The organism is Runella sp. R5_40, from assembly GCF_057652295.1.
In genome coordinates this window covers 374,088-400,057 of record NZ_JBYFCH010000002.1, presented here as the reverse complement: position 1 = coordinate 400,057, position 25,970 = coordinate 374,088, and the positions used below count along the sequence as shown (strand labels likewise).

General features: G+C 45.2%; 28 protein-coding genes and 1 riboswitch. Of the genes, 16 read left to right on the top strand and 12 right to left on the bottom strand.

The window, feature by feature from the left end; all coding sequences use genetic code 11:
- The first annotated feature begins 161 nt into the window (after positions 1–161).
- Positions 162–308, top strand: coding sequence for a hypothetical protein (locus tag AC23N5_RS06440; RefSeq protein WP_487754922.1), 147 nt, complete (start codon positions 162–164; stop codon positions 306–308).
- Positions 309–330: 22 nt separating this feature from the next.
- On the opposite strand, the gene AC23N5_RS06435 is transcribed toward AC23N5_RS06440, so the two are convergent.
- A complete protein-coding gene (locus AC23N5_RS06435; RefSeq protein ID WP_487754921.1) occupies positions 331–1,212 on the bottom strand; it encodes a YciC family protein in 882 nt (293 codons plus the stop codon).
- On the bottom strand, positions 1,209–2,147 hold the full coding sequence (locus AC23N5_RS06430; protein ID WP_487754920.1) for a stage II sporulation protein M: 939 nt from the start codon (positions 2,145–2,147) through the stop codon (positions 1,209–1,211). The genes AC23N5_RS06435 and AC23N5_RS06430 overlap by 4 nt, the downstream gene beginning before the upstream one ends.
- Before the next feature lie 112 nt (positions 2,148–2,259).
- Here AC23N5_RS06430 and AC23N5_RS06425 point away from each other — a divergent pair, with 112 nt between their 5' ends.
- The 8 genes from AC23N5_RS06425 (at position 2,260) to pruA (ending at position 11,571) form a co-directional block, all read left to right on the top strand.
- Positions 2,260–2,970 carry an RDD family protein gene (locus tag AC23N5_RS06425; protein WP_487754919.1) on the top strand — a complete coding sequence of 237 codons (711 nt, stop codon included), beginning with the start codon at positions 2,260–2,262 and terminating at the stop codon, positions 2,968–2,970.
- Positions 2,971–2,991: 21 nt separating this feature from the next.
- The gene (locus AC23N5_RS06420) at positions 2,992–4,704 is read left to right on the top strand and encodes a GMC oxidoreductase (RefSeq protein WP_487754918.1); all 1,713 of its coding nucleotides are present in this window, start codon (positions 2,992–2,994) and stop codon (positions 4,702–4,704) included.
- A 10-nt stretch (positions 4,705–4,714) separates the two neighbouring features.
- The gene (locus AC23N5_RS06415) at positions 4,715–5,164 is read left to right on the top strand and encodes a nuclear transport factor 2 family protein (protein ID WP_183974228.1); all 450 of its coding nucleotides are present in this window, start codon (positions 4,715–4,717) and stop codon (positions 5,162–5,164) included.
- A 649-nt stretch (positions 5,165–5,813) separates the two neighbouring features.
- A complete protein-coding gene (locus tag AC23N5_RS06410; RefSeq protein ID WP_487754917.1) occupies positions 5,814–6,266 on the top strand; it encodes a hypothetical protein in 453 nt (150 codons plus the stop codon).
- A gap of 127 nt (positions 6,267–6,393) precedes the next feature.
- Entirely contained in the window at positions 6,394–7,011 is a 618-nt protein-coding gene (locus tag AC23N5_RS06405; RefSeq protein WP_183974224.1) for a hypothetical protein, read from the top strand.
- A 38-nt stretch (positions 7,012–7,049) separates the two neighbouring features.
- Positions 7,050–7,610: a YceI family protein gene (locus AC23N5_RS06400; RefSeq protein ID WP_183974222.1), complete on the top strand. Its 561-nt coding sequence runs from the start codon at positions 7,050–7,052 to the stop codon at positions 7,608–7,610.
- A gap of 131 nt (positions 7,611–7,741) precedes the next feature.
- On the top strand, positions 7,742–9,835 hold the full coding sequence (locus tag AC23N5_RS06395) for a prolyl oligopeptidase family serine peptidase (protein ID WP_487754916.1): 2,094 nt from the start codon (positions 7,742–7,744) through the stop codon (positions 9,833–9,835).
- 104 nt (positions 9,836–9,939) lie between these two features.
- On the top strand, positions 9,940–11,571 hold the full coding sequence (pruA, locus tag AC23N5_RS06390; RefSeq protein WP_487754915.1) for an L-glutamate gamma-semialdehyde dehydrogenase: 1,632 nt from the start codon (positions 9,940–9,942) through the stop codon (positions 11,569–11,571).
- A 105-nt stretch (positions 11,572–11,676) separates the two neighbouring features.
- On the opposite strand, the gene AC23N5_RS06385 is transcribed toward pruA, so the two are convergent.
- Entirely contained in the window at positions 11,677–11,964 is a 288-nt protein-coding gene (locus AC23N5_RS06385) for a 2TM domain-containing protein (protein WP_487754914.1), read from the bottom strand.
- 198 nt (positions 11,965–12,162) lie between these two features.
- On the opposite strand from AC23N5_RS06385, the gene AC23N5_RS06380 reads away from it, so the two are divergent.
- Positions 12,163–12,423: a hypothetical protein gene (locus AC23N5_RS06380; RefSeq protein ID WP_487754913.1), complete on the top strand. Its 261-nt coding sequence runs from the start codon at positions 12,163–12,165 to the stop codon at positions 12,421–12,423.
- Positions 12,420–12,836, top strand: a complete 417-nt coding sequence (locus tag AC23N5_RS06375) for a putative toxin-antitoxin system toxin component, PIN family (protein ID WP_487754912.1) — start codon at positions 12,420–12,422, stop codon at positions 12,834–12,836. Before AC23N5_RS06380 ends, AC23N5_RS06375 begins: the two co-directional genes overlap by 4 nt.
- A gap of 17 nt (positions 12,837–12,853) precedes the next feature.
- On the opposite strand, the gene AC23N5_RS06370 is transcribed toward AC23N5_RS06375, so the two are convergent.
- The 3 genes from AC23N5_RS06370 to AC23N5_RS06360 form a co-directional block, all read right to left on the bottom strand.
- A complete protein-coding gene (locus AC23N5_RS06370; RefSeq protein WP_487754911.1) occupies positions 12,854–15,307 on the bottom strand; it encodes a TonB-dependent receptor in 2,454 nt (817 codons plus the stop codon).
- Positions 15,298–15,393: riboswitch (TPP riboswitch) on the bottom strand. Its footprint overlaps the gene before it by 10 nt.
- Before the next feature lie 62 nt (positions 15,394–15,455).
- A complete protein-coding gene (locus AC23N5_RS06365; RefSeq protein ID WP_487754910.1) occupies positions 15,456–16,052 on the bottom strand; it encodes a phosphatase PAP2 family protein in 597 nt (198 codons plus the stop codon).
- A 93-nt stretch (positions 16,053–16,145) separates the two neighbouring features.
- Positions 16,146–17,015, bottom strand: a complete 870-nt coding sequence (locus tag AC23N5_RS06360; RefSeq protein ID WP_183974214.1) for a DUF58 domain-containing protein — start codon at positions 17,013–17,015, stop codon at positions 16,146–16,148.
- A gap of 45 nt (positions 17,016–17,060) precedes the next feature.
- On the opposite strand from AC23N5_RS06360, the gene AC23N5_RS06355 reads away from it, so the two are divergent.
- Together AC23N5_RS06355 and AC23N5_RS06350 are read left to right on the top strand one after the other, a co-directional pair.
- Entirely contained in the window at positions 17,061–17,420 is a 360-nt protein-coding gene (locus AC23N5_RS06355; RefSeq protein WP_487754909.1) for a DUF4296 domain-containing protein, read from the top strand.
- A 77-nt stretch (positions 17,421–17,497) separates the two neighbouring features.
- Entirely contained in the window at positions 17,498–18,046 is a 549-nt protein-coding gene (locus AC23N5_RS06350; protein ID WP_487754908.1) for a hypothetical protein, read from the top strand.
- Positions 18,047–18,063: 17 nt separating this feature from the next.
- Here AC23N5_RS06350 and AC23N5_RS06345 read toward each other — a convergent pair whose 3' ends face one another.
- Together AC23N5_RS06345 and AC23N5_RS06340 are read right to left on the bottom strand one after the other, a co-directional pair.
- A complete protein-coding gene (locus tag AC23N5_RS06345) occupies positions 18,064–18,456 on the bottom strand; it encodes an ExbD/TolR family protein (RefSeq protein WP_183974208.1) in 393 nt (130 codons plus the stop codon).
- A gap of 22 nt (positions 18,457–18,478) precedes the next feature.
- A complete protein-coding gene (locus tag AC23N5_RS06340; protein ID WP_122933559.1) occupies positions 18,479–19,159 on the bottom strand; it encodes a MotA/TolQ/ExbB proton channel family protein in 681 nt (226 codons plus the stop codon).
- Between the two features lie 211 nt (positions 19,160–19,370).
- Between AC23N5_RS06340 and AC23N5_RS06335 the strand changes: the two genes are divergently transcribed.
- Positions 19,371–20,132 (top strand): NUDIX hydrolase, encoded by a 762-nt coding sequence (locus tag AC23N5_RS06335; RefSeq protein ID WP_487754907.1) that lies wholly within the window; start codon positions 19,371–19,373, stop codon positions 20,130–20,132.
- Positions 20,133–20,179: 47 nt separating this feature from the next.
- Here AC23N5_RS06335 and AC23N5_RS06330 read toward each other — a convergent pair whose 3' ends face one another.
- Positions 20,180–20,662 (bottom strand): hypothetical protein, encoded by a 483-nt coding sequence (locus AC23N5_RS06330; protein WP_051398100.1) that lies wholly within the window; start codon positions 20,660–20,662, stop codon positions 20,180–20,182.
- Between the two features lie 217 nt (positions 20,663–20,879).
- On the opposite strand from AC23N5_RS06330, the gene ggt reads away from it, so the two are divergent.
- Positions 20,880–22,640 (top strand): gamma-glutamyltransferase, encoded by a 1,761-nt coding sequence (ggt, locus tag AC23N5_RS06325; RefSeq protein ID WP_487754906.1) that lies wholly within the window; start codon positions 20,880–20,882, stop codon positions 22,638–22,640.
- 76 nt (positions 22,641–22,716) lie between these two features.
- On the top strand, positions 22,717–23,439 hold the full coding sequence (locus tag AC23N5_RS06320; RefSeq protein WP_487754905.1) for an alpha/beta fold hydrolase: 723 nt from the start codon (positions 22,717–22,719) through the stop codon (positions 23,437–23,439).
- A 66-nt stretch (positions 23,440–23,505) separates the two neighbouring features.
- Here AC23N5_RS06320 and AC23N5_RS06315 read toward each other — a convergent pair whose 3' ends face one another.
- Genes AC23N5_RS06315 through dnaN form a run of 3 tightly spaced genes read right to left on the bottom strand, consistent with a single transcriptional unit; the run spans position 23,506 to position 25,922 of the window.
- Positions 23,506–24,078: a hypothetical protein gene (locus tag AC23N5_RS06315; RefSeq protein ID WP_487754904.1), complete on the bottom strand. Its 573-nt coding sequence runs from the start codon at positions 24,076–24,078 to the stop codon at positions 23,506–23,508.
- A gap of 26 nt (positions 24,079–24,104) precedes the next feature.
- On the bottom strand, positions 24,105–24,794 hold the full coding sequence (locus AC23N5_RS06310; protein ID WP_487754903.1) for a TVP38/TMEM64 family protein: 690 nt from the start codon (positions 24,792–24,794) through the stop codon (positions 24,105–24,107).
- A gap of 3 nt (positions 24,795–24,797) precedes the next feature.
- Positions 24,798–25,922: a DNA polymerase III subunit beta gene (dnaN, locus tag AC23N5_RS06305; protein ID WP_183974198.1), complete on the bottom strand. Its 1,125-nt coding sequence runs from the start codon at positions 25,920–25,922 to the stop codon at positions 24,798–24,800.
- Between the last annotated feature and the right edge of the window lie 48 nt (positions 25,923–25,970).

Sequence of the window (25,970 nt, the reverse complement as noted above, 5' to 3'; positions counted from 1 at the left end):
ACAAGAAAGTATGTATAATTTTCGTCATATTTTTAAAGAAAAAAATAAGTCTAACCAGCTTGTTATGGCGTTGAAGATAGTAAATTTATAGCATCGGCGCTCTGGCTTTTTTTTACTTAAGTTTACGTTTATAATACGCCTTAAAATGAGCATTGTGTCTCATGGCAGACATGACACAACTAGACAGAGTTGCTTTAATGCCCTTGTGGGCTTTAGTTAATTTCAAAGGTGAGAACACCTGCATGACAGGCCAGTTGCTTGGCATTATCGAACTTTTTAAACTGCTGCGTCGGGTCGTTCGTCAGTAATGACAAGACTCTGCACAAGCATTTAAAACTCTTCTTCGCGTAAATCGGTGCGGGGAGTGTCTGTTTTGCCGATATTGTCGATGGCGTCGAGGATGCCTGAGCCTTCGCGGCGCTCGACTAAATTATAGTATTGAAATACGATGGCGATTAGTACCAATGATCGTACCAGTCCACCTCCTACGGTGGCAATGACCCCGCTAATGGTCATCAATACTTCGGTGTTTGCCAGCTTAACCTGCAACGAACTCATGATTGTCAGGATAAGAGTCGGAATTTGGAAAGCGTAGCCAATGATGGATGACACAATGCCCATCACAAAGAGAAGTCCAAACGTGGACCACCATTTATCTTTGATGAGGTAAAAACAGCGACGGAAAGTATCACCCAAATCGAGATTTTCGCGCATCAATATCATGGTCATGAGCGAAAGCGTGACGCCCAGATAAATGCCAGGAAGTAAGAAAAACACGATGCCCGCTACAACGGCGATACCCATCACAAAGTTGAAAATGAGCGCTTTGCCGATATAGCCTTTCAAACGATTCCAGACGATTTCGGGTGTGATGTTTCGATTTCCAGCTTCGTATTCCAAAAAATAAGCCCCAATGACGAGAGATGAAATAATGTTGGCCAAAATCAAAAAGAAGCTCAACAAAAACACGGTTCCTACCATTTGATAGATACCATCAAAAGAAGAAGAGCCACTTTCGAGTACGCTTTTTTGCATTTCTAAGATACCCGATTGGTAAGAGCCCATAAAAAAACCACCCACCAGCGAAAGAGGGCCTGCGATGTATAAAAGGCTAATGGCCAATGGTTTGAAGTTTTGAACAACAAAGTCGAACGTTGCGTTGATTTTTTGCCCAAAATCGCGTTGTTGGAGAAGGATAACAGGTGGTTTCATTTGTGTTGAGAGAGTTGTCGAGGATAAATTACAAAATACCAAACAATAAATACGGCCGAAACTAAAATAATGCTTCCGCTAACAAAAGCGGGCAAGGTGAGGCGTGTGACAAAACTTTCGAGAAAGCCTGCGGTGACAAAAATAGGTACCAGACCAATGACGATTTTTACCCCTTTTTTTGCACCTTGCTTGAAAGATTCGAGTCGGCTGTAGGTGCGTGGAAACAACAAACTGTGCCCCATCACCAAGCCTGCCGCTCCTGCAATTACAATGGCCGAGATTTCGAGTGTCCCGTGAATCCAAATTTTTAGTACGGAGGTGATAAGTAGTCCACGTTCAAAGAAAAAGAACTGAAAAGCACCAAGCATGACCCCATTTTTGAACAAAATGACAACGGTACCAAACGAGTAAACAATGCCTAATACAAAAGCTACGAAGGAAACCCGAATGTTGTTAAACGTAATTTGTAAAAACATACTCACTTGGCCCGTATGGCCATAAATGGCCAATGGGTCACCATTGTTGATGTTTTCGAGGGTTTGATTGACGTAAGCATCGCCCAAAATAAGTCGAACGAAGGTGTCATCGTTGGCCGCCGACACCCAACCCAACACGCAAGCACCCATGAAAAACACAAACGAATACAAGAGCTTAAACCGCGATTCGTACATGAGCAGTGGCAGCTCTTCGCGCCAAAAACGAGCAACACGGTTGCGGTCTTCGCGGCGGTTGGAATAAAGTTTTTGGTGAAACTGGGCCGTGATACCGTTGAGGTAACGCGTTACGTTTGCCTTGGGGTAAAACGTCCGAGCGTACGAAAGGTCGTCGGTCAGTTCGATAAACCGTTCGGTGAGTTGGTCGGGGTCGTGGGTGGGCGTCGATTCGTACGCTTGCCACTTTTCGGTATTACGTTTTACAAATACGGCTTCTTTCATGAAAAATGCGCAAATGAAGTAGTAACTAACTGCCTGATTTTTCTATTTTGCGCAAAAGTTAGGAAAAACTCCTCACTCATTCGCTAATTGTTTACACACTCTTTATAAAAATATGTCTGTCAGAATCCAAACCTCCCAAAATGTCGATTTAGAGTATGAGCCTGCGAGCATTGGTGAACGTATCGCTGCCAACCTTATCGACCGCCTTATTTACATTGGTTGGGTGATTGCTTGGATAGTCGCCTACGGTGCAATAGGCAGGGGGAGCGGCACAAGTACATTTGTGATGATTGTAATCGTTGTTTTGCCAATCATGCTGTACCCCATTTTAACAGAATATTTTTTGAATGGTCAAACCCTCGGTAAACGCGCCATGCGAATCAGGGTCGTGTTGCTTGACGGAAGCCCTCCCACGTTGGGGGCGTACCTCTTGCGATGGTTGTTGATATTGGTCGATACCGAAATCTTGACGCCATTGGTGGCCATTATTACGATTGCAGCCAACGGAAAAGGACAACGAATTGGGGACATTGCGGCGGGAACAACCGTCGTCAAAACCACCAAGCGCGTTACCCTTAGTCAGGTGGTGTACCAAAACCTTCCTGACGACTACTTGGTGACCTATACCACTGCCAACCAACTCAAAGATACCGACATCGAAACCATTCGTCAGGTGTTGCGTACATCAAACGATGAATTGCTGGAACGGACTGCTGAAAAAGTAGCCGAAGTTTTGGAAATAACGTCTCCGTTAGAATACCGTACATTTTTGCTGACAGTAGTCAACGATTATGCACATTTGGCAAACAAAGAGGAACAGTAAAACGGTTTTTTAAAATACATTATGTACTTCAACATTGATGCCAAGCAGGCAAATCAGTACGATGCCATCGTGATTGGGTCGGGCATTTCGGGGGGCTGGGCGGCCAAAGAATTGTGCGAAAAGGGGTTGCGTACGTTGGTGCTCGACCGAGGGCGCAACGTTGACCACGTGACCGATTATCCCACGGCCATGAAAAACCCGTGGGAGTTGCCGCATCACAATCGGCTGCCTCCGTCGTTTCGAGAAAAAAATCCGATTGTAAGCCGCTGTTATGCACTAGATGAAGCTACGCAACAGTTTTTTACCAAAGATGACGAACAACCTTACATCCAAGAAAAACCGTTTGATTGGATTCGGGCGTATCAGGTAGGAGGCAAGTCGCTGCTGTGGGCGCGACAGGTGCAGCGCTGGGCTAAATACGATTTTGAAGGCCCCGCTCGCGACGGCTTTGCGGTGCCCTGGCCTGTCACTTACGACGAGCTCGCGCCTTGGTACAGCTACGTAGAGCGTTTTGCGGGAATTTCAGGAAATAAAGATGGGTTAGAAGGGTTGCCCGACGGCGAGTTTTTGCCTCCGTGGGAGCTCAATTGCGTAGAGAAACACCTGCAGCAGTCGTTCAAAAAACATTATACCGACCGTCATTTGATCATCGGTCGATGTGCGCATTTGACCAAACCGCAACCTTGGCATACGGCCTTGGGGCGGGGGCAGTGCCAAGCGCGGCATTTGTGCTACCGTGGCTGTCCGTTTGGGGCGTATTTTAGTTCGCAGTCGGCCACGTTGCCTGCTGCTCGCAAAACGGGTAAACTGACCATTCGTCCGCATTCGGTCGTGCATTCTATTATTTATGATGAAAAAGCAGGAAAGGCAAAAGGGGTGAGGATTGTAGATGCTAACACGCTCGAAACCATTGAGTATTACGCAAAAATTATTTTTTTAAATGCGTCGTGTTTGGCCTCAAATCAAATCTTGTTGAATTCTACTTCAAATCGTTTTTCCAATGGACTTGGCAACGACAACGGTATGTTGGGGCACCATGTAGCTTTTCATAATTACCGAGGCCATGTGTATGCCGACATCGACGGTTTTGAAGATAAATACTATTTCGGTCGCCGACCCACGTCGGGTTTTATGCCGAGGTATCAGAATGTGCACAAACAAGAAACCGACTTTTTGCGGGGTTACTTGGTAGCGATGAGTGCAGCAAGGGGAGGCTGGGGAAGCGCCGCTGGCGAAGAGGGTTTTGGGGCAGCTTGGAAAGAGGCCAATGCAAAACCTGGCCCTTGGCATTTGTCTGTGCAGATTCAGGCCGAAACCATTCCCAAGTACGAAAACCACGTGCGTTTGAGTCAGGATAAAAAAGATAAATACGGTATTCCGCAGTTAATTACGTCGATTGGCTACGATGATAACGATGAGAAAATGCTGAAACATTTTTGGGAAACCAACGTTGAAATGCTAACCAAAGCAGGTTGCAAAAACATTCGGACGATTGATACCAAACAGTCGCCTGGATTAGATATCCACGAAATGGGCGGTATCCGAATGGGCGCCGATCCCAAGACGTCACTCGTGAACAAGTGGAATCAGCTTCATGCTTGCAAAAACGTGTTTGTGACCGACGGTGCTGCGATGACTTCGATTAGTACGCAAAATCCCTCGTTGACGTTTATGGCCTTCACGGCGCGAGCCGCAAATCATGCCGTTGCAGAATTAAAAAAGAAAAATTTATAAACCATCTCTTATGAAAACCATCTCTCGTTTTACCCTAATTGCAGCCCTACTGACGCTTTGGGTATGTAAAAGCTACGTGGTTTGGTCGCAAACTTCGACCGAAACTGCCGTTGCTACCATTGAAAAAGATCGTTTTGCTGCGCTGGTAAGCAAAGACTACGCTTATCTCGACAAAGTACTCGCCGAAGATTTATATTATTGTCATTCTAATGGGCTGATTGATACCAAAACGTCGTTTGTACAATCCATCAAAGACGGAAAACTTACCTATCAAGAAATGGTACCTGAAGATTTGAAGGTGCGTGTTTATGGTAAGACTGCTGTTATCACGGGTATGTGTGCGGCAAAAGTGCTGAGCAATGGCCAACAGCTCAACACACGCTTTCGATTTACGGACGTGTATGTAAAAAACAAAGCGGGGTGGCAAATGGTGAGTTGGCAGTCTCTGAGAATACCGTAATTTATTTTTTGAAGAGATTACAACCCTAGCGCTGTGGTTTACGTCTTGATTAAAACCCAGGTCAGACGGTAGTCAGACCGAAACCGAAAATAAAGAGCGACTACTAGTCGAACCAACGACGTCTGACTACCGTCTGACGTTGCAAATAGGTCAGACGATAGTCAGACCGAAACCGAAAATAAAGAGCGACCAATAGCCGAACCAACGACGTCTGACTACCGTCTGACGTTGCAAATAGGTCAGACGATAGTCAGACCGAAACCGAAAATAAAGAGCGACTACTAGTCGAACCAACGACGTCTGACTACCGTCTGACGTTGCAAATGGGTCAGACGATAGTCAGACCGAAACTGAAAATAAAGAGCGACCAATAGCTGAACCAACGACGTCTGACTACCGTCTGACGTTGCAAATAGGTCAGACGATAGTCAGACCGAAACCGAAAATAAAGAGCGACCAATAGCTGAACCAATGACGTCTGACTACCGTCTGACGTTCAAAATAGGCGGTTAAACGTAGCTTTTACCGCAAAAACTTGCAGATTTTTCAAAAAAAACTGATATTCGAGCGCAATATTTAAGCTTTGGCTTAGGTTTTGTATGTATTGAGGTAGAAAGACAATGTTGTTTTAACACATAGCAAAGAAAACATGACACGCATTTGTACATTCGTAGGAGCTGTAGTGGTAGGAATTTTCCTGATGTCGGGGTGTAAACCTAGTGCCAAACCCCTTAGTGAAATCATCGGAAGAGTGTGGAGCGCTCAGACCGTAAAAGAAGGTTCTACGACAGTTTATACCAAAGGAGGAGCTAGTAATGCGAAAGCAGGCTATGTCAACTTCCGCTTGGATTTGAGCAGCCCAACGGCAGCAACCTACAAAGAATTTGACGGAAATACTTTTACAGGGCAGTGGGAAGTACAAGAAAGCGCAGCTGGAAATACCCTGACACTCAAAAGTTTGACGCCTCAACCTACAGGGACTTCGGGCACGATTCAGTTTACGATTAATTCTGCTTCTGAAACAGAATTGGTACTTACTCGCACGACTGCCAGCCAAAAAACGGGCGGAACAATCAACAACTACGCCTTGGTATCTCCTTAGGATTTGAAAGAAACATTCGTTAAGCCGCACCGAAAGTGCGGCTTTTTTTGTATTGACGCATCCATAACGCTCTCTTTTACGTAGATGTAGCTACATATATTTTACTACCCTACTTAATTGAAAACTTATGAGAAAAGTGTTACTTCTGGCACTGCTGTGCCTGACGAGCAGCGCCTACGCCCAACTAAGTCTGACCGACACGCTGTTGGTGGACATCAAAGACAGCTTACAATCTCCTGTTCTACTTCCGCAAAAAATGATTTTTACCCAAAAAATGCTTTGGGGACATCATGGTTTGATGCGTCACTGGATGCCGCTCAACCGCCAAAATCGCCAGCAAGAATTTAAAATCCGACGGACTATGTTTAATATCCACCAAGCGGCGGGTTTGCTGACCTTTGCGGGGATGGTGGCACAAGGAGTGGTAGGAGGAAAAATGTACAAAAACTACAGTGACGACCTCCGTGCTACCCACCGCGCCCTTGCCAAAGGCGTGAATATTGGTTATACTCTCACGGCAACGATGGCGCTTACTGCTCCTTCGGCTATCGTCCATCGAAAAGGGTTTAGTAGCGCCAAAGTGCATCGAATGTTGGCCATGGTGCATTTATTGGGCATGATAGGTACCAACGTCCTAGGCCACCAAATTTCCAAAAATCCTGAGCTAAAACCCTATCACCGCGCGGTGGCCTACACTACCGTGGGAGCTTTCACAGCCAGTATTCTGGTTTTTCAGTTCCGCTGATTGGTTTTATTGTATCTCTCCTAACCATGTAAATTAGTATGAAAAAGATCATATTTTATGCCTTGGCAGCCATGGCCGTGCTGTCGGGTTTTGCCTTTGGACCTAAAACACTCAAACGTAAATTATTCAGTAATAAAGCTAGCTCATGGATTAGCTACGAAGGAAAACATCCATTACACTCGTGGAAGGCTGTATGCCGCGAAGTGGACTGCGTGGTGACGTACGACGAAGACGAGGCGAAACTCGAAACTGTCGCCATTAGTGCCAAAGTAATGGCGTTCGACAGTCGAAATACCAACCGCGACTCGCACGCCTTGGAAGCGCTGGAAGCACTGACGTACCCTAAAATCAATTTTACCAGCGCCCAGCTCTCGCGAAATGAATCGAATTTAATCATCAATGGAAGTCTCAACTTTCATGGCGTGACCAAACCGATGAGCATCACGACAAAAACCTACACTGAAGGAAATACGATTCGGGTAGAGGGAGCTTTTCCCGTAAAGCTATCGGAGTTTAAGGTTGAGCGGCCGTCGTTGCTCTTTGTAAAGGTTGAGGACGAAATCACCATTCATTTTTCGTTTACTTTTCGGACGCAGTAGCGGATAAATTGAAATAAAAAGTTGTCAAAGCAAGATTTTTTGATGTCGTCTGCTAACAAGCGGGCGACATTTTCTATTTTTGTTCGACACTTTCGTTTCGTCAACACTAATTAAAAACCTAACAGTCACCCATGTCCAAATCCTTTCTAGTCTTGGCGTTATTGTCCGCCACAGCTTCTGCTCAAATGATATACCCAACCACCCGCAAAGTAGATCACGTGGATGAATACCACGGTACTAAAGTAGCCGACGCCTACCGCTGGCTCGAAGACGACCGCTCGGCCGAAACAGGCGCGTGGGTCAAAGCCCAAAACGAGGTGACGTTTGCGTATTTGAATAAAATTCCGTTCAAAGGAAAGATATTCAGTGATTTAGAAAAAGCCTATAATTACCCTAAGTATTCGGCACCCCGCAAAAAAGGCGAGTATTTTTATTTCTACAAAAACGACGGTTTGCAAAATCAGTCGGTGTTGTATCGCCAAAAAGGGCTTAATGGAACGCCTGAATTGGTCATGGATCCCAACAAGCTTTCAGCCGATGGTACGACGCGCTTGACGGTTTTTAATTTATCCAAAAATGGAAATTATGCCGTTTGTGGCTTCTCAAAAGGAGGCTCAGATTGGCAAGAATACCAAATCATGGACATGAAAACCCTCCAAATGCTTTCTGATAAGATTGAATGGGTAAAAGTATCGGGGGCTTCTTGGCAGGGCGATGGCTTCTACTACAGCCGTTATCCCAAGCCTGAAGGAAGCGCTTTGGCGGCCAAAAATGAAAACCACCAAGTGTTTTATCACAAAGTAGGAACCGCACAAGCTGCCGATGAACTGGTTTATGAAGACAAAGTAAACTTACAGCGTTTTCACGGGGTGTATGTGAGTGAAGATGAGCAATTTGCCTTCTTAAATCTCTCAGATCGTGGAAAAGGAAAAGACGGAAATGCGTTGTTTTATCGTGCCAAAGGCCAAAAGGAGTTTACGCCGATTGTGAGCGAGATTACTAATTTTAGTTACAGTGTGGTTGACAACGTGGCAGGTGGATTTTTGATTAATACCAACGAAAATGCCCCCAACGAAAAAGTAATGCTCTACGAAACCGCTACTAAAACGTGGAAACCGTTTTTGCCCGAAAAACCTGAACCATTGACGGGTGTTGGTACGGCAGGTGGTAAGTTGTTTGCACTTTATTCAAAAGATGTGACGACGCGTGTGTATGTCTATAACATGAAAGGCCAATTGGAAAACGAAGTTCCGTTGCCAGGACTAGGTTCGGCAGGTGGTTTTGGGGGCGAAGACGACGATAAGTTTGTGTTTTATACCTACACTTCGTTTAATTATCCTCCTACGATTTTCCGTTACGACATCGCCACCAAGAAAAGCACGGTGTTCCGCGAGCCAGAGGTGAGTTTCAAACCTACCGACTACGAAACAAAACAAGTATTTTATACCAGTAAAGACGGCACCAAAGTGCCAATGTTTATCACCTACAAAAAAGGATTGAAATTGGACGGTACTAACCCTACGGTTTTGTACGGTTATGGCGGTTTTAACATTAGCTTGACGCCTTCATTTAGCCCAACGCGAATGCCGTTTTTGGATCAAGGTGGAGTGTATGCCCAAGCCAACTTACGCGGAGGAAGCGAATACGGTGAAGAATGGCACAAGCAAGGAATGAAACTCAAAAAGCAAAACGTATTCGATGATTTCATCGCGGCGGCTGAGTTTCTTATCAAAGAAAAATATACTTCTTCGGCGCGTTTGGCGCTTCAAGGTGGTTCTAACGGGGGATTGCTGGTAGGGGCTGTCATTAACCAACGCCCCGACTTGTGCAAAGTGGCGTTTCCTGCGGTGGGAGTAATGGACATGCTCCGTTTCCATAAGTTTACCATTGGTTGGAACTGGATTGCCGATTATGGCAGCAGCGACAATGCCGAAGAATTCAAAGCGTTGTATGCGTATTCACCTTTGCACAACATCAAAACAGGAGTGAATTATCCTGCCACGCTTGTAACTACTGCCGACCACGACGACCGAGTAGTACCCGCTCACTCGTTTAAGTACGCCGCCGAATTGCAAGAAAAAGCGGGAAAAAGCAGCACCAATCCGTTATTGATTCGGGTGGATGTGAACAGCGGTCACGGGGCAAGTAACACCAAAAAGGCGCTTGAAACTACTGCCGATACGTACGCGTTTATGTTCCAAAACATGGGACTTACGTGGAAGTAAATGTAGTTGACAGTCGATAATCCATGGTCGATAGTTAATAGGGTAGGGAAATTATTAACTATTGACCATGGACTTTTATAAAAAACTTCAAACCAAATAGAATCATGGCTACTGGATTTTTTAATGTACCAGCCCCCAAAAACGAACCTATAAAGTCGTATGCGCCCAATTCGCCCGAAAAAGCAGCCTTAAAAGCGGCTTTGGCAGATGCGCGGAGCAAGCAAATTGATATTCCGATGTACATTGGAAGTGAGGAAATTATGACGGATGAAAAATACGCCGTAACTCCCCCTCACGACCACCAACATGTTTTAGGGTATTATTCGTTGGGTGATGCGTCGCACGTGCAAAAGGCGATTGAGGCTGCTTTGGGTGCGCGCGAAAAATGGGCCAACTTGAGCTGGGAACACCGTGCCAGTATTTTCTTAAAAGCGGCAGATTTGTTGGCAGGCCCTTACCGCGCGGAAATCAACGCGGCAACCATGCTTGGACAATCAAAAAATGCGTACCAAGCCGAGATTGATTCGGCCTGCGAAATGATTGATTTTCTTCGCTTTAACGTTTATTACGCTTCTCAAATTTATAAAGAACAACCACAGTCGTCGGATGGCATCTGGAATCGCCTAGAACACCGTCCACTCGAAGGCTTTGTGTTTGCGTTGACTCCGTTCAACTTTACGGCGATTGCTGGAAACTTACCTACGTCGGCCGCATTGATGGGCAACGTGTGCGTGTGGAAACCCGCCTTGACGCAAGTATATGCGGCCAATGTTTTGATGAAAGTATTCAAAGAAGCAGGTATCCCCGACGGCGTCATCAACCTCATTTACGTGGATGGCCCCGTGGCGGGCGATGTGATTTTTAGTCACCCCGATTTTGCAGGAATCCACTTTACGGGAAGTACAAAAGTGTTTCAGCACATTTGGAAAACCATTGGCGATAACCTCCCGCGTTACAAATCGTTTCCAAGAATTGTGGGCGAAACGGGAGGAAAAGACTTTGTGGTAGCCCATTCGTCGGCTGATGCCAAGGCAGTGACAGTAGGATTGGTGCGTGGAGCGTTTGAGTACCAAGGCCAAAAATGTTCGGCTGCGTCGCGGGCGTATTTGCCTTCAAATCTGTGGGAAAGCATCAAAAACTACATGGTAGAAGACCTTGCCACGATAAAAATGGGCGGAACCGAAGATTTCTCCAATTTTGTGAATGCCGTAATTGACGAAAAATCATTTGATAAAATTGCCACTTACATTGCTAATGCCAAAAACGACCCTCGGGTAACGGTCATTGCGGGCGGCAATTGTGATAAATCGAAGGGGTATTTTGTCGAACCTACGGTACTTCTAACCACTGACCCGAACTACACGACGATGTGCGAAGAAATCTTTGGCCCCGTGTTGACCATTTATGTCTATGAGCCAGAGAAATTTGAAGAAACATTGGCATTGGTAGATGCTACGTCGCCGTACGCGTTGACGGGTTCTATTTTTGCCCAAGACCGCTATGCGATTGAGTTGGCCAGCAAGAAATTGGTAAATGCCGCAGGTAATTTTTACATCAATGATAAGCCAACGGGTGCCGTAGTGGGGCAACAGCCGTTTGGTGGAGCGAGAGCGTCAGGCACTAACGACAAAGCAGGTTCTATTCTCAACTTGTTGCGTTGGGTATCGCCTCGTACGATTAAAGAAACCTTTGTGTCGCCTATCGACTACCGCTATCCTTTCTTAGGAGAAGCTTAAAATAAGTGGTCGGGGTTGCTAAATATGTGCCTGGGGTTGCTCACAACCCCAGGCTGCGAGGGGCGGGTTGTGAGCAACCCGCCCACACTACCCGACCCACGTTAGTTAGTCCATTTTCTTCTCTTTAAGCAGTTTCTCGTACTCCCGCTCAGTCGCTTTTTTGGCGTCGAATGAAAAGTAGGCAACGATGCCGTGAACGGCTAAGCCCAATCCCCACGATAGCCATAGCTCTATGGGAAGCTTACCGTCAGAAAATAAACAAAGAGCTGAAATAAAGGTGTTTACAATAAGGTAAACAAACGCGTGCGTCTGGAAACCTACCCGACGGCGAGCAGCTTTCATCAAAAATTCATCGTAGTTGTTTTGATTGGCAGAAGTCATGTTAGTGTTCATGGTTGTAAGGATGTTTATAGTTTAGATGATTAACGAGTTTGTGTTTTCTGGCTGTTTTGATGATTCAAAGGTACAGCACCAGAAAGAACTCTCTAATCCTTTCCCGATGAAGCGTAGGTTTGGGCAGATGGAGTTTTTTGTTGAATGGATGAAGGAAACTTCTTTGTAAGAAATTGTATTTTTGTTAAAAAATAAACTATGGTACAAGCATCCAACCCGCGCAAATTAACTAATGGGCAAGCAATGTTGCTTCAATTATTCGAGAGAGACTTGCCAGAGGAAGAATTAGTAAATGTACGAAATGTACTTACCCAGTATTTTTTTCAAAAGGCTGAACAAGAAGCTGATAAGGCTATGAAAGCCAAAGGGAAAACAATCGCTCAGCTCGATGAAGAAATCAGTGAGTTAAATGAAAAAAGTCGTACTGATGCGCTTAAAAACCTGAGAAATAAATCATGAAAGTGGTTGTAGATACGAATGGCTTTTTGGCAGCAATTCCCTCTAAAGGACGTAATAAATGGCTTTACCACGCATTCATGTCAGAGAAGTTTATTTGGGTTTTAAGTAATGAAATTATTGAAGAATATACTGAGCAGGTGGGTGAGAAGTTTAGTAGTATTACCGCAGATTTTGTTATGAGCTCACTTTTAACTTCTGCGAATCATTTACGATATGAACCCTCTTATAAATGGCAATTAGTCGAGCAAGACCCCGATGACAACAAGTTTGTAGATTGTGCCATCGGGGTAAATGCTGATTATCTTGTTTCAGATGATAGACACATACGTAATCTTCTGAAAGTAAAAGATTTATTCCCGCCTGTTCCTATTGTATCATTCAAAGAATTTAAACGAATCTTAAAATTGCTCTAGGTAAGCCTACTTAGTTCCTAAAACTTCAACCCCAAACTCACTAAGAAGTTGCGTCCAGCTTGTGGATAGTAGAAGTTCTCAGTGGTAGTTTGTCCACCATAGACGTAGCTATAGGTGTAGCCGTTTGATTCGTACAATTCATTTAAAACGTTGTTGGCCAACGCACTTATCGTGATTTCGTTGAGCCATTTAGGCTTGATGCGATATACCAAACGCAAATCGTTGGTAAAGTATGCTTCCAATCGACGAGCCTCGTTAGAGGTGTTGTCGAGGTACTGCTTGCCTACATATTTGCTTAACAACGCCAATTCAAGATTTTTGGCAGGTGTAAAGACCAACTGACTTCCTACCACGACGTTGGGCGAGAAAGCGATGGTTGAGTTGCCGTGATTCGTTACTTGATAGCCGCCGTTTTCGTCATCGTAGTTGATGACGTATTCAGTGAAATTCTTGATTTTGTTGCGGCTAAATGTCGCGTTTAGGTTCCATTTCCATTGCTTGTGAAGTTGAGCGCCTGCTTCTAGCTCAATCCCTGCGCGGTAACTTTCGGGAACGTTGATTTTGATGGGATTACCCACGTCGTTCAATTGTCCAGAAACCACCAATTGGTTCTTGTAATTCATGTAGTACCCGCCAATCGAGCCCGCTACCCGACCTTTCTGAAAACGATAGCCTAGTTCCAAATCTTGCAACGTCTCAGGTTTGGGTTGGATTTGTTGTGTTGACTCGGTAAAGTCATCGCGGTTGGGTTCGCGGTGGGCAATGCTAAACGAAGCAAAAGCTGTGCTGCTTTCCGATACTTGGTATGTCAAGCCTGCTTTAGGGTTAAAGAAGTTGTAATTAACGTCGTGATTTTGCTGACGACGCTGGTTATCGTCTCCTTTTACAAAATAGCCAATCGTGCGTAGTTGGGCATCGCCAAATACGTTGAGTTTGTCGGTAAGTTGGTAATATACTTTTCCGTACAAGTTAAAGTCCGTTTTTAGCCCAACGTTTTCATAGTAACGCTGACGAATGGCGCTGGTACTGGCGTAGCGTGCCCAAATAACTTCTCCAAAGTGGTTGCCGTCGTATTGGTTCCAACCTCCACCGATGTTGGCGGTAAGCTTTTTGAAACTGTTGTAATCCAATGAAAAGGTTGTTCCGTAAAATGAGTTGTCCAACCAACGACGACGTACCAAATCGCTCCGACTAATGGTTTGACCTCCTACCACAACGTTGGGTAATTTATAGTTGCTCAGTTTATCGTTGTCACGGAATTGCTCATAAAAACCGTGTCCTTTCACCATAAAACCATTGAGGTTAAATGTCCAGTTTTTAGAAAGTGTATGCGACGAAATCAACTGATAGTGATCTTGTTGGTAGTTGTCCACTTGGTTGTCGTAGAGGTACAAATTGTACGTACGGCTGTTGGAATTAAGCAAATTTTGGGCGTCGCGGTCGTTAAGGCCGTTGCGGTCGATGTAGGCCAAAATCCCTTCGCGATCGCCTTTAAGGCGGGCTTCGGGAGTTCCTTCCCACGCTTGGTAGGTGATTTCTCGCCCTGAAAAAACATTGAAACGGACAGAACTCTTTTTACCAAAATAAGCCCCCGACAAGTAAAACGATTTCAAGTCGGATTTGGCGCGGTCGATAAAGCCATCGGAGGTGATTTTCGACAAACGAGCATCTATCGTAAAATGGTTGTTGATAAGACCCGTTCCTGCCAATACGGTATGCTTGAAGGTGTTAAACGAACCCGCCGAGTTGTTGATTTCGGCGTAGGCTTCTTTTCTAAATTCGTTGGTGTTGACGTTGACGGTGGCCCCAAAAGCGGCAGCCCCGTTGGTGGATGTTCCCACACCGCGCTGGATTTGTACGCTACTTACCGACGAGCCAAAGTCGGGCATGTTGACCCAAAATGTCCCTTGACTTTCGGCATCATTGTACGGAATTCCGTTGATAGTCACGTTAATACGCGTTGCATCCGTTCCTCTGATGCGCATTCCTGTGTAGCCAACTCCCGCACCTGCGTCGGAAGTAGTGACAAGCGACGGCGTGAAGTTGAGCAAAATAGGCAGGTCTTGCCCGAGGTTTTGTTTGCTGAGTTCAAGTTTGCCAACATTTGTAAAAGCCACTGCCGATTTCGCGTTGGCACGAGTCGCACTGATGACGACTTCGTCTGCGTTGAAAGTGCTACGTTGCAGTTTAATCACTTTGTCAACGTCCTGAACTTTGATAAAATTAGCTTCATAGCCAACGTACGAAACCTCCAATAAATCAGTGTCTTTAGGTAAATCTTTGAGAGAGAACTCGCCTTTTTCGTTTGTTACCGTTCCCCTAAAACTTCCTGCCCGAACCGTAGCTCCTGGCAAAGGTTTTCCGTCTTCCGCGTCAACGATTTTGCCCGAAACGCTAAGTTGGGCGAGTGCAGGCACGCAAAGCAACACTCCCGTTGCTAGGGCCAAAAACCAAGATGTAAATTTTCGCATTGTAACTTCCCTCCGCTGGCATTACCCAGATCAGGTTTTAGGGTATGATCTCAGCCCGTCATTTTGGGGCACCCCTTTTTGAGATATGCTTTTGCGCAAAAGCAACGCAAAGGTAAGCGCATAACTTAGAAAAATGCAAATCTGAACGTTATTTTGCTTTCCGACGTAGCCATTTTTGTTGAATTTTGTACGTCAACCACGCACTTGCGGCTCCTGTGACCGCTCCTGCCAAGACATCACTGGGGTAGTGAAGTCCCAGTCTCATGCGCGAATACCCCACGGCACTGGCCCAAGCGTAGGCAGGAACCGCTACGTACCATTTTGGGTAATGTAAAGTCAGGGTAGTAGCGGCGTTGAAGGCCGTTGTAGCGTGCCCCGAGGGGAACGAATAGTTGAGGTCTTCTTCTGGAATGCGCGCGGTAAATCGTTGGGGTTCAGCAACGAATGGTCGTTCTCGCAATACAATTCGTTTGGTAATTTGGGTAATAGAACTGGCCACGACAAAACTCCCCAATGCGTGCCAGCCGTGTTGTTGTAAGGTTTTGTTTTTGGTGGCAAAACCAGAGGCTAAATAAACCACAGGAAGGCCGAGCCCGATGGGCGTAGTGGTAGAAGAAATGAATTTCTCAAACCGAACGTCGGCAGGCTGTGGCGAACCATATACTTGTTCCAAAAGGCGAGAATCAAGCGTCTGGGCGTGGAGCTGGGAGGCAATTAGCCAACAAAATAAAAAGAGCTTTTTCAACTAATGTGGTGTTTAGGAGAGACTTTCCAAGTTTATTTTCGAGAACTTGGAAAGTCTCGTTTGGCGATGAATGATAGACTTTCCAAGTTTAAATTATCGTTGTCGTCGGACTTTAAAGAGTTTTACCAGCGGCCCAACGTAGTCCGCTTTGGAATCGATACCGACGTAATTGATGTCGTTTTGCCGAGAAAATTGTTCCATTTTTTGCCCCAATTGTGAAAACTCGTGGCGTATCCGTTTCCGAAACCAAGGCGAAGAGGTGTTCACCCACGTAGTTTTATTGGTTTCGGGGTCACGCATCGGGATGATACCCAAAGGGGGCAAATTCGTTTCGCGTTGGTCGCGCAGGTGAATCATCACCAAATCGTGTTTACGAGCAAGGGCACGCAAGCTGTGTTCGTAGTTGGTGTCAATAAAGTCAGAAATGAAAATGACAACACTTCGGCGTTTCAGTACGTTAAGTGTAAATAAAATGCCGTCGGCAAGGTTGGTTTTGGTCGATTGGGGCTTCAGTTTGTAAAGTTCCGTAATGAACTGATAACCGTGTTTCATGCCGTTGGAGGGGCGAATGTATTTTTCTTTTTGGTCAGAAAAACACAACAATCCCACGTGACTAGCCTCCTGAATGGCTGACAACGCCAACACCCCGCAAATCTCTTTGGCCGTATTGAGTTTTGACTGGGTGGCGTCGCCTACTTGCTGTGAGCCACTGACATCGAGCAGGAAAAAAACCGTTTGTTCTTTCTCTTCGCGAAAGATTTTTACAAACGTCCCGTGGCCTTTGGCCGACACGTTCCAGTCAATCGTCCGAACGTCGTCGCCGTATTGGTATTCGCGAAGGTCGGTAAATTCCAGACCAGACCCCTTAAAAACCGAACGGAAACTGCCTCGCATGTCGGCATTGACCGCTTTGCGAATCCGAATTTCGTACTGGCGAATCTTCGTTATAAATTGCTCAATCATTCGTAATTTTGTCGCTGTAACTGTTCAAAAATACAAAAATCGGCCATGATACCTCGCCTTTTATTTTCTTTTTTGCTGCTTGGAGCTTTGCTTTCTGGGTGCAAAGACGAACCCCAAGTTCCCGAAGGGACGCTTTCGGAAGAGAAAATGTCACAAATCTTGACCGATATTCACTTGTTAGAAGCAAGAATTGGGCGGCTCAACATGCCTTCGCTCGATTCCTCTACGGTAATTACGGAGTATTTGAAAAGCAAAATTTTTAAGAAATACGGGACAGATTCCGTGGCGTACAACCGCAGTTATAAATTCTATTCTACCAATCCAGCCTTTATGGAGCGTATCTACGGTGAGATTGTGAAGGAGTTAGAGAAACGACAGAAAATGAAAAATTACAAAGGAATATAACTTCAGAAGTAAGCTTCCCGAAAGTCTGAAACTTTCGGGAAGTTCACATTCTATAAACAGTTAAAGAGAGTTAGCAGATGGCGCTGGAAGACGAATTGAAGAGGGCTATTGTTGCCATGCCCCAAAAAGAAAAAGACAAACTCTTGTTGCGTTTGGTGGCAAAAGATGATATGCTGGTCAAACGGTTGGAGTTTGAATTGATAGAACAAGGAGATACCGTTCAGGAGCGCCGCGACGACATCAAACGACGGATTCTGAAAGTAGCCAAAATGACCCACGATAGTCCAGGTTGGATGATGATGGACATGCGGACTTTTAGCGGGGACATAAGCCAGCATATTAAGATTACAAAAGATAAATACGGCGAAATTGAACTGACGATTTATTTGTTGCTCACGTTCTTTGAGTATCAGTCCGAGATGTTACGCGTTCATAACAGTAAAAGCGATTCGTGTGCGGAGTACATTGCGAAGAAGGCCGACAGTTTGATGAAAAAACTGGCCAAATTTGACACGGATTATTACGTGGACTTTGAACGAGATGTGCAGCAGCTACTCGATTATATACACAGCCACTGCCCCAGAAACTACGCGCGAACGCTAGATATCCCGAAGCAGTGGCCGTAAAGCTTTAAATCTGGCACTTATTTTTTGACCGCCATCACCATTTTGATGTCGAGTTTGGCACCGATGGCCAACACATCTACCAGGTCTTGCACCGAAACCGTTTGATCCACTTGTAGAATGACCGTTTTATCTTCTACACCGTTAAAAATAGCGGCGAGTTGGGTCTCTAGTTGGTCTTTGGCAACGGGGTTGCGGTCGATAAAATAGTTCTTTTCAGAATCGACCGCCACGGTGGTTTGTTTTTTCTGCATTTGTTGGGCCGCCGACGCCTTGGGCAACATGAGCTTAATGACGTTGGGGTTGACCATGGTCGAAATAATGAGGAAGAACAACATCAAGAAAAACATGATGTCGTTCAAAGAATGGGTAAATACCTCGGGGGCAAATTTACTTTTACGGCGTATTTTCATGATAGCAATGCGTTTGACAAAATTAGCGAGTGATTGGCTTTTGCAACACATCCAAGAAATCAAACGCGCCTGATTGCAATTTAAGGGCAATGCGGTCGATTTTCATGTTCAACAAGTGATAGCCCATGTAGGCAATCAAACCCACAATCAAACCTGCTCCCGATGTTACCATTTTTTCGTACATACCGCTTGCTACGGTGCTGATATTGAAGTCGTTTGATTGAGAAATGCTGTAGAAAATATTGATGATACCCGAAATCGTTCCGACGAACCCTAACATGGGTGCAATACCTGCCACAACCCCCAAATAGGAAAGGTTGCCTTCAAGGCGAGACAACTCGATTTGGCTGGCGTTTTCGATGGTGCTTTCGATGTCTTTGATCGAATAACCGATGCGGCCAATGGCTCTTTCAAAAATACGACCTGCTGCTGAACGTTGATTACGACAAAGCGATTCGGCCGATTTGATGTTTCCCTGTTGAATAAAATCCTTTAAATTATCAATAAAGCTTTCGTCGAGTTTGCCGTTGGCGTTGATGGCGAGCCAGCGTTCAATGATCAAAAACAACGTCAGGAAAAACATGATGAGGAGGGGAATCATTACCCAACCACCTTTCATTACTAAATCAAATAGAGAAATTCCTTGTGCGGAGGCTGCGGTAGCTACGGAGTCAACGGCGGTTTGCGCTTGAAGTAGGATCATTACTGTTGGTTTTTTGCTGTGTCAAAAACGGAATGGAATAGGAGAATATTGTTTAGTGGCATCAAATATACGAATTTCTAGCAGATGTGGCTTTTCCTGTACCGAAAGCCAATAAATAGCAGCCGTTAGGTGCAGTGATTGCTATGAAAAATACGGTATTTTTAAATTCATTGTAGCTTTTTAGGTCATCAACCTATTTGTACTCAGTTCCATGCTCGATTCGTTCCCCGCTCGTTCTGCCTCTTCGGCTATTGCACAATTCCGCGATGCCTCTGCTAGTCCTCATTACCACCAAGGGGAGGTTGGTTTACTCAATTCGGTCGATTGCGTCATTTTTGGATTTTACGGCACTGAGCTGCACGTGCTGTTGCACCGCTTTTTGTACGACCCATTCAAGGGCTATTGGGCGTTATTGGGCGGGTTTGTGCATCCTGAAGAAAACATTGATGACGCCGCGCGCAATACCGTAGAGCGTCTCACGGGGCTTGATAATGTCTATATGGAGCAGGTATATACCTTTGGAGCGGTGTATCGCGTGCCTACCGAGCGCGTAATAACGACCTGCTACTATGCCCTCATCGAAGTAGAGCCAACCTTGCCCAAGTTGTCACACGAGTATGGCGCTACTTGGCATCCTATTTCCCAAATACCGCAGCTTGACTTGGTCTATGACCACCTCCAGATGTTTCAAAAAGCCCTCGAACAGCTCCGCCGCAAGGTGCGTTACCAGCCAATTGGGTTTGAGCTTTTGCCTGATAAATTTACCATGCTTGAGCTGCGAAATCTCTACGAGTCGATTTTGGGACGGCCGTTAGATAAACGAAATTTTAGCAAAAAGATTCTGAACATGAACCTGTTACAGAAATTAAAAGAGAAGCAGAAAGGGACGTCGCGGAGAGGAGCGTATTTTTTTCGTTTTGATGAAAAGCGTTATCAAGAATTAGCCGCTAAAGGTTTTTTATTTGAGATTTAGCCGCTAATTCTATCTAACACATTGTGCTTGCAGCGGGCGGTTTGTTTTTAGCAAAACAGTTGGCCCCAGTTGTCTTGAATGTCGTTGGCCTTGTCAAACGAGGCAACCCATTGAATAAAAAGCAATCGAAAATCTTCGATGGCTTCGCGTAATACTTCAAGGTAATGTACTTCCTTGAAATCCATCATTTCAAGGCCATAGGTGTGAGCTTCTAAGCTCCGTGCGTGAATTTTAACAAGAACAGCATTTTCCATTCGTAGGCTGTACAAATCAGCCCCTTCCGCTGCCGCAATTTTTGCGCGAATCAAGGCAGCATCCTGAAAAATGGTCTCGCGGTAGTGATCCATGAAACAACCGTCGTCTTCAATAAGAGACATAAGTGAATCTACAATTTTGTAGATTTCACGGGCTTGTTTCATAATGGGAAGGCTCTCTACGCGGCTTCTTTCTTGTTCATAGTTGTGTTTAGCTTCCTCAGGGTCGAAGTTCTCTTCAAAACTGAAGTTTTCATCATCGTTAAAGTTAGACATGCTTATGTTGTGGAGTAGGGTTATTAACTTGCAATTTGTAAAACTTTTCGTTTGGAAGCAAAATTGATGTAGATTAAGACAGATTAAAATTTGCGGTCAGAAGGGTAAATTTCTCAAAAGCCATTGAGAGGCTATTTTTACGGAACGGGAAGGCCTACTATCAGTAATAAAATACTTTTTGTAACTTGAAACCCGAAATATTCACCTTAGCACTTCTATGAACAAACTTTCCTATTTTTTGGTAGCAGCTACCTTCGTTAGCTCACTTTCTTTGGCACAAGATGTGAAAGAAAGTAAAGGGTTTTACCAGTTCCTGACCGAAGACCCAACTCAAAAGCCTTTTTATTCTGACCGACAAGGAGTTATCGCCTCAAATGGCATGGTGGCATCAGCGCATCCAGAAGCCTCTAGGGTAGGGGTTGAAATTTTAAAAATCGGTGGAAATGCCGCCGATGCCGCCGTTGCGGTTCAGTTTGCCTTGGCAGTGGTGCATCCTGCGGCTGGAAACATCGGCGGTGGGGGCTTTTTTGTGTATCGCACCAAAAAAGGCAAAAACTATACCCTTGATTTTCGGGAAAAAGCCCCGCTCAAAGGCCATAAAGACATGTACCTCGATGCCGACGGGAATGTTATCCAAGGTCTAAGCTTGTCGGGACACTTGGCAAGTGGTGTACCTGGGTCGGTGGACGGAATGGTGGAAGTCCACAAAAAGTTTGGGAAACTTGCGTGGGCTACGTTGCTCCAACCTGCCATTGATTTGGCCGAAAAGGGAGTTGTGCTGACCGTAAAAGAGGCTACGGGACTTAACCGAATTAAAAATGACCTTAAAAAACTAAATACTGATACGACGTATTTCCGCCGACCTGATGGAAAAGATTGGGTAGAAGGAGATTTGTTGGTTCAAAAAGACCTTGGACAAACCCTGCGCCGTATTCAACAAAAAGGCCGTGCTGGATTTTATGAAGGTGAAACGGCGGCTTTGTTAGTGGCCGAAATGGAGCGAGGCAAAGGCATTATTTCGGCTGAAGACCTTCTTCAATACCATGCTACTTGGCGTGAACCTTTAGTGGGGAACTTTAAAGATTATAAGTTGATTACGATGCCGCCCGTATCGAGTGGGGGAGTGGCGTTGTTGCAATTGATGAAGTTTGTTCAGCCATATCCACTCAAGCGTTGGGGCTGGCATTCCGATTCTACGATTCAGGTAATGATTGAAGCCGAACGTCGCGTGTATGCCGACCGAGCCAAGTTTTTGGGAGACCCTGATTTTGTAAAGGTGCCTATCAAAGAATTGACATCAGACGAATATTTAAAAAATCGCTGGAAGGATTTTACGTTTAACAAAGCAACCAACAGCAAAGAAATTGACGGGGGGCTTATTCCTGGTTATGAAAGCTTAGAAACAACGCACTTTTCGATTGTGGACAAGGAAGGGAATGCGGTATCCATCACGACAACCCTTAATGGAGGCTATGGAAGTCGGGTTATTGTAAAAGGAGGTGGCTTTTTGATGAACAACGAAATGGATGATTTTAGCATCAAACCTGGCGTTCCAAATATGTTTGGCCTGATTGGCAACGAAGCCAATGCCATTGCGCCCAGCAAACGAATGCTTTCATCAATGACGCCGACGATTTTGGAGAAAAACAAAAAACTGTACATGGTGGTAGGAACTCCAGGTGGCTCAACGATTATCACGTCGGTGTTTCAAACGATTTTGAATGTCATTGAACATGGTATGACCATGCAGCAGGCCGTCAATGCCTACAAGTTTCACCACCAATGGCTGCCCGACAAAACGACGTTTGAAAATGGCGCGTTTACGGAGTCGGTCATAAAACGTTTGCAGGAAAAAGGGTATATTCTTGAAATGCAACGAAATACCATTGGCCGAATGGATTGCATTTTAATCCGTCCCGACGGGACATTGGAAGGTGGTTCTGACCCGCGTGGCGATGATACGAGCATCGGATACTAATCATTCTAATCCTCATTCTAAACCTTACAGGTTTCCAAAACCTGTAAGGTTTGTCCACGGACATGGCCCCAAAGTTATGTTCGCCTTCCACGGCATTGGCCAAGACCACCGTTGTTTTCTTCCCTTGGTCGAAGTTTTAAAAGACCAATATACCTTTTACCTATTTGACTTGCCTTTTCACGGCCAAAGCCCTGCCCTGACGGATGAAAAACTGTCGATGGAGGCGTGGAAAGCGTACATCGACGAAGTATTGTCGGAGCAAAGTATTGAGCGATTTTCGGTGATGGGTTTTAGTATGGGTGGAAAGTTTGCCTTAGCGACGCTTCAGCTGTTGGCTCCTCAGATAGAATCGTGTTGGTTACTAGCTCCTGACGGCATCACCGAAAGCCCGTGGTACCGTTTGGCAACGCGCTTTTGGGGGACAAAAAAGCTGTTCTCTTTTTTTGTTCATAACCTCTCTTCCTTCAAAACCTTGGCAGATGTCTTGATAAAAGTGGGTTTAGTGAACAAAAGTGCCGTCAAATTTGCTGAATCCACACTCGCAACTCCCGCCCAACGTGAGCGAGTCTATCGTTCGTGGATTGGTTTCAGTACGATTCGCCCCGATTGTGCGCTGATTGCGGAATTGGCAAAAAAGTATGACGTAGATGTACGGATTTTCTTGGGAAAGTACGATGCTCTTTTGCCACAAAAATACATTTTACCCCTCACCAAACGCCTCCCTTCTATCCCTGTAGTGGTATTATCCACAGGCCATCATCGACTTGTGGATAAAGTAGCGGAGTGGTGGAAAAGCTAGCCATTCCAAGTTTTCAAAACTTGGAATGGCTTGTCTAAAAAGTTTTCAAAACTTGGTACGCCTCGCCTAACGGACTTTTTTAAGGCTATTTTTTACCTTCCAGTGATAATTAATGCCCAATTTAAGATAAGGGGTCTTGTTGATAGGAAGGGTTTCAATTCGGCCTTTGAGAAGGGGGCGAACGTAGCAAAAATCAAGGGACACAGAGGTGCCTACAAAATGCGTGAGCCCAAGGGTAAATGAACTTCCTAAGTTCCATCGGTTACTTTGATTCTTTAACGCAACTGCTGTTGACGTGAACCGATATACATCGAATGCACCTTGTAAGAAAAATTGCCATTTGGCATCGTCAAATAGATACCGTCGGACAAACGGTGAAACGATTCCTTTGTTTTGGACATATTCATCGGGAGATAGAAACGTATTGAGAAGTGTTTGGCTTCTGTAGGAAGGCGGAAGAGAAGCCCCTACGAGCCATTTTTGACGCAAAAAATAGCCCACTTGGGGGCTATGACGGAACGAAATCTCGTTTTTAGAGGCGTGAATACTTTCGTGATAGCCTAGTAAAATTCCTTTTTTACTTTGGGCAAAGAGATAACCACTGATTAGGAGAAAGATGCAAATAGCTACAGTTTTCATTGGCAAAGAGGTTTGCTCTTTAACGCTCAATAATCGCTAGTAGTATCTTGTTGATTTTTAGGAGCAACTACTCGAAGCAATCCAACGACGGAAAGAATGACCAAGCCAATGATGATAACTCTACTTTCAAGTCCTTGGTTGGGGTTTTGAAGGAGTTGTTTGATTTGTTGGGCTTCCATCCCGACCCACACCGCAAGCGCCGTGCGGGGAATCATGCCTAAAAACCCTCCCCAAATGATGTTCCGAAAGCGTAGCCCCATCAACGCAAACATGAGATTGGTAAGGGCAAAAGGCAAGACAGGCGAAAGTTTGGTGAAAAATACAAAGCGAATTTCATCCCCGTGGATGCGTTGGAGAAAACGCGCTACTTTGGGAAACTGCGACAAATAACGTAACAAACTATCGCGGTTAAGGCGCTGCACGAAGGCGTACACCAGCGCGATAGCGGCGAGGTTTAGCAAGATCAATGGTAACAACGCAATCCAACCTAGAAAATACCCAAAAACAAAGGCCAAAAGGGTAGGAGGTGTGAGAGCCAAGGCACAAGCCAACGCGCATACCAACGACGCAATGAACCACTCGGTCGCGCTAAAACTCCGAATGTAACCCTCGTTCTGAACGAGCCACCAACCTACCGCCGAACTGGTAATGAAAGGCAGTACGGTCAAAAAAAATGCCGAGAGACTCGGCATTAGTAATTCTTTTGATGATTTCATCCCTTATGCGTAGGTATTGAGCATCACTGGCATCACGAGCATCAAAATCTCTTCGTCGTCTTCTTTTTCGAGCGGAACAACGATACCTGCGCGGTTGGGCGCCGACAACTCAAACGACAAGGAGTTTGAGTTAACGTTGTTGAGCATTTCAATCAAAAACTTCGCGTTGAATCCAATTTCCATTTCGTCGCCATTGTACTCACAAAGCAAACGCTCGTTGGCTTCGTTTGAGTAATCCAAGTCTTCGGCCGAAATGACCAATTCATTTGGAGGGGTCAATTTAAGACGGATTTGGTGCGTCGTGCGGTTTGAATAAATCGAAATACGACGGAGTGAGTTTAAGATTTCGCCGCGACTGATGGTCAGCACGTTCGGGTTATTGGTTGGGATGGCGTTTTCGTAATCAGGGAAACGCTCGTCAATCAACCGACAAATCATTTTGATATTGGCAAAGCTAAAAAACGCGTTCGATTGGCTAAACTCTGCTTTGACAGGAACGTTGTCAGGCAACGATGACTTGAGCAAGTTGAGTGCTTTGCGCGGAATAATCATGGTTGTATCCACGGCCGATTTAACATCAAAGCGGCGGTAGCGAATCAAACGGTGGCCGTCGGTTGCTACAAACGTTGCGTGGTTGGCGCCTAGTTGCAAAAATACCCCCGTCATCGCAGGACGAAGTTCGTCGGTGCTAGTAGCGAAAATGGTATTTACAATGGCACTCATGAGGGAGGTAGAAGACAGCTCTACCGAAAAGGCGCGGTTGACCGATGGAATCTTAGGGAAATCAATCGGATTTTCGCCCGAGAGTTTATAGCGGCCGTTTTCAGACACGATTTCAATTCCAAACGTATCACTATCTACTTTGATGGAAATGGGCTGTTCTGGAAGACCACGTAAAGTATCTAAAAGTAATTTAGCAGGTATGGCAATCGCTCCTTTGTCCGATGACTCTACTTGGATTTCGGTAATCATTACGGTCTGTAAATCAGAGGCCGTAACGGTAAGCGAACCACCGTCGAGTTGGAATAAAAAATTCTCAAGAATCGGTACGATAGGGTTGGTTGAAACGACGCCGTTGATTGCGGCAAGTTGCTTTAGCAATACGGACGACGATACGGTAAATTTCATAGCAAAATGTACGTTTAATAAACAACAAATTTACGATAAAGTAGCATA